Source organism: Bacillus cereus group sp. BfR-BA-01356 (assembly GCF_022663635.1).
GTDB lineage: Bacteria > Bacillota > Bacilli > Bacillales > Bacillaceae_G > Bacillus_A > Bacillus_A cereus.
Window position 1 is genome coordinate 1 of the sequence record NZ_JAKUFX010000226.1, and the last position, 3,869, is coordinate 3,869.

Below are 3,869 nucleotides of genomic sequence, written 5' to 3' on the forward strand. Positions count from 1 at the left end.
ATCGAGAGATTCATAAGAAAACGTCATCCTTTCTAGTCTAGCTTTTTTAGAAAGAATAACGTTTTTTTACACTTGGGGGTAGTGAAGATTTTTAAGTTGATGGGCATGTGATGTGACCCTTATAACAGATAATACTGCAGCTCATGCTATTCAAACGAAAGAAATAAACGCAATTATTGTGGGGGCGGATCGAATTGTCGCAAATGGAGATACAGCCAATAAAATAGGGACAATGAATTTAGCTATTTTAGCAAAGTACTTTAATATCCCATTTTACGTTGCTGCGCCACTGTCAACATTTGATGTTACGAAAGAAACTGGAGCCGAAATTATTATTGAAGAAAGAGATGAAACAGAAGTTACGAAAATCTTTGGAAAACAAGTAGCACCAATTGGAACGGATGTTTATAATCCAGCATTTGACATAACGCCGAATGAATTAATTACAGGAATTATTACTGAGAAAGGTATTATACGCGGGGACTATAAACGAGAAATTGCATCATTATTTGAAAAACAAGCTAATACATAATAGCTTGTTTTTTTATGCCTAAATGCAGTGTTTTCTCTTACTTATATAATGAAAGGAGGGGAAGAGGGTGGAAGAGTGGATCAAGATGATAGGTAATGTAGGGTTTCCAATTGTTGTAACATTATATTTACTCCACCGTATTGAAAGTAAATTAGAGGGGGTAATTGTTGCAATTGAGAAGCTCCCGCGGCAATTACTAAAGTACGAAGATCCTCGGGATAAAAAATAAAGTTTGCTCTTCTTGAGCAAACTTTATTTTTATTGAGCGGTATAACCACCATCGATAACGACAGCTTGACCAGTTATACCTTTAGCTTTTTCACTCGCTAAAAACATCGCATAATCTGCAATTTCTTGTACTTGTAATAAGCGCTTTTGTGGAACGAGTGGATAAATAACATCTTCTAAAACATTTTCAAGTGGTACATTTCGTGTAGTAGCTAAGTCTTGTAGTTGATTACGTACAAGGGGGGTATCAACATAACCAGGGCAAAGGGCATTAACAGTAATACCATGCGTAGCACCTTCTAAAGCGGCAACTTTTGTTAATCCAATTACGCCATGTTTTGCACTATTGTAGGCAGCTTTTCCAGCAAACCCGACAAGGCCGTTAATAGAAGCGATATTAATAATACGACCATATTTTTGTTGTTTCATAATCGGAAAGGCATGCTTAATTGCAATAAACGGAGCAATTTGCATAATTTGAATTAGTAGCTCGAACTTTTCAGTTGGAAAGTCTTCAATGGGTGAAACGTGTTGCATTCCTGCGTTGTTAATTAATATATGTAATGAACCGAAATGATCAACTGTTTGAGAAATTGCTGCTGTAATTTCCTCTTCAGATGTAACGTCACATTTTAAACCGATAGCTTGAAAACCTTCATTTTGTAATTGTTCAGCAGCTTCTTTTGCGCGTTCTTCAAGCCGATCGGTAATCACAACTTTTGCACCTTCTTTTGCAAAAGCCTTTCCCATTTCATAACCAATGCCACTTGCAGCACCTGTTAAAAAGACAACTCGATTTGTAACCATGATGAAAAACATCCCTTCATAATAAAGTTTTCATAGTGCTCTATTTAGAGAAGCTATAATGAAATTCCTGCAAACATTTGGAAAAAATATCGTTAGCTATCTTGTTTTGCAAAATAGTCTTTGCTATACTATTTTGTAAAGCAAGATACTTACGCTTATCTATCTTGTAAAGCAAGATAGTAGGAGGATTTGAATTATGTCGACAAGTCAAATGCTGAAAGGGATTTTAGAAGGATGCTTACTTGCTATTATTTCTGAAGGCGAAATATACGGTTATGAAATGAGTGAAAAGCTAGCGAAGTATGGTTTTACAATGGCGAGTGAGGGAAGTATTTATCCGTTATTAATACGAATGCAAAAAGAAGGACTAATAACAAGCGTAATGAAGGAATCTCCATCTGGTCCAAAGAGAAAATATTATACATTAACAGAAAAAGGCGAGGAAGCACTTGATGAATTTATGGATCGCTGGGAAACGATGCAAAGTAGTGTAGAACGTCTACTTGAAGGGAAGGGAAGGAGAAAATAATGCTATCAAGTGAAGCGCGAAAGTTTTTGTTAGATATGAGATTATTTTTGACGGCAAAGAGTGTGAAAGAAAGCGATATTGAAAATTTTATAGAAGATGCGGAACTCCATTTAATTGAGGGGGAGAGTGATGGGAAAAGTGTAGAAGATATTTTCGGAAGCTCACCGAAAGAATATGCAAATGAACTTGTCAAAGTAATGGAAAGAGATAGACAGGAAACGTGGAAGCAAATTGGTTTTACAGTAATGAATATCGTATCGTTTTGGATTATTGCTTCTATCTTAATAGTGAATCATGGAATGTTACAGATTTCACTTATTCAGTGTATCGGTTACAGTTTTTCATTGATTTTAGTTGTTATAGGTCCTAATTTTCTACTTCGCAAAATGACCTTCGTCACAAGCTTTACAAAAACATGGTTTTCCATGTGGTCTTTAGTTATGATTGCTCCATTGTTTTTATTAGGAGCTGTTACGATATTAGATGTGATATATCCTACAAAAATGCTCACATTCACCGAAGTCCAAAGTTATATAGTAGCTGGTGGGATTTTTATGATCACAGTAGCGATAAATATATATTTTGAAGGATGGTTTAAAAACTTATATTTAATCATTCCACTTTCTATTATGTTACTGTTTAAAACATTTACATCGGAAGATCTTATGCCAATGCTATTTCAAATTATATGTTTATACGGAAGTTTGTTTATTTTAATTTTCCTTGAAATTATGATGAAGACGAATAGAAGAGAAATGGTTAAATAAGGGAGGGGTTATAATGAATGTTTCTAAAGAAGGAGAAAAGTTTTTAATCGATACGAAAGTATATTTAATAACAAAAGGGATTAAAGAAGAAGAGGTGAACGCCTTTCTAGAAGATGCAGAACTTCATTTAATAGAAGGTGAAAAAAAGGGAAAGACGGTAAGGGACATATTTGGTGACTCACCAAAAGAGTATGCGGAAGAATTAGCGAAAGAGATGGAGAAGGATAAAAGCGGAAGTATAAAGAGTGTTTTAGGAATGATTATTGGTATTGGTGGGTATTGGTTACTAACCAATATTTTATTTGGAAATTCGAATCAACAATTTACGTTAACAAATGTACAGTTAATTGGTTATCCTATCGTTTTAATTATTACAATTATTGGAACGGTTTTTGCGTTTAGAATGTCTTCTTTTAAAAGTAAATTAGTAGAGTTTGGAATTATTTATGTAATAGTAATGATACCTATTTTATTATTAGTGTTATTAATGTTTATGAATAAATGGTACGGGACACCTGTATTGCAATTAACTACAATGCAAAGTTATATACTAGCTGGAATAATCTTATTAGTACTGCTAATTGGTGAAGCGTACATACTTGGATGGATTGGAATATTAGCTGTTATCATACCGTTATTAATTATGTTTGTATTTAAAGAATTAGGGAAGCAAAACCCATATTGGGGAATGTTAGAGCCTTTACTTCTGTACGGAAGTTTATATGTATTAATGAGATGGTCTTTTAAAAATGAAGAGGAAAAAACTGTAAGCTAGTTTTATACTAATAGTGAAGTGAACGAACTGAATTTTTTATCAAGGGGGGAACGAATATGCAAAGTATATTTCTAGGTATATTGTCTATTGTGTTTTTAGGTTTAACGATTTTTGGGCTCTATACTCATGCCCATCAACTTAAAAATCTTCACTACCCCCAAGTGTAAAAAAACGTTATTCTTTCTAAAAAAGCTAGACTAGAAAGGATGACGTTTTCTTATGAATCTCTCG

5 protein-coding genes and 2 pseudogenes are annotated in these 3,869 nt (G+C 33.9%); 6 read left to right on the forward strand and 1 reads right to left on the reverse strand.

The window, feature by feature from the left end; translation table 11 throughout:
• Window positions 1-109 precede the first annotated feature (109 nt).
• Both MR168_RS32385 and MR168_RS32390 read left to right on the forward strand, forming a co-directional pair.
• A pseudogene (locus MR168_RS32385) lies at window positions 110-532 on the forward strand (S-methyl-5-thioribose-1-phosphate isomerase); the annotation flags it as partial.
• Window positions 533-599: 67 nt separating this feature from the next.
• A complete protein-coding gene (locus tag MR168_RS32390) occupies window positions 600-761 on the forward strand; it encodes a YvrJ family protein (RefSeq protein ID WP_000393336.1) in 162 nt (53 codons plus the stop codon).
• A 29-nt stretch (window positions 762-790) separates the two neighbouring features.
• On the opposite strand, the gene MR168_RS32395 is transcribed toward MR168_RS32390, so the two are convergent.
• A complete protein-coding gene (locus MR168_RS32395; protein WP_000258427.1) occupies window positions 791-1,567 on the reverse strand; it encodes a 3-hydroxybutyrate dehydrogenase in 777 nt (258 codons plus the stop codon).
• A 196-nt stretch (window positions 1,568-1,763) separates the two neighbouring features.
• On the opposite strand from MR168_RS32395, the gene MR168_RS32400 reads away from it, so the two are divergent.
• The 4 genes and pseudogenes from MR168_RS32400 to MR168_RS32415 all read left to right on the forward strand — a co-directional run.
• On the forward strand, window positions 1,764-2,096 hold the full coding sequence (locus MR168_RS32400) for a PadR family transcriptional regulator (RefSeq protein ID WP_000107982.1): 333 nt from the start codon (window positions 1,764-1,766) through the stop codon (window positions 2,094-2,096).
• Window positions 2,096-2,863, forward strand: a complete 768-nt coding sequence (locus MR168_RS32405; RefSeq protein WP_000952889.1) for a DUF1129 domain-containing protein — start codon at window positions 2,096-2,098, stop codon at window positions 2,861-2,863. Before MR168_RS32400 ends, MR168_RS32405 begins: the two co-directional genes overlap by 1 nt.
• A 13-nt stretch (window positions 2,864-2,876) precedes the next feature.
• Window positions 2,877-3,638, forward strand: coding sequence for a DUF1129 domain-containing protein (locus MR168_RS32410; RefSeq protein ID WP_001103078.1), 762 nt, complete (start codon window positions 2,877-2,879; stop codon window positions 3,636-3,638).
• Window positions 3,639-3,694: 56 nt separating this feature from the next.
• A pseudogene (locus MR168_RS32415) lies at window positions 3,695-3,763 on the forward strand (DNA-binding protein); the annotation flags it as partial.
• Window positions 3,764-3,869 lie beyond the last annotated feature (106 nt).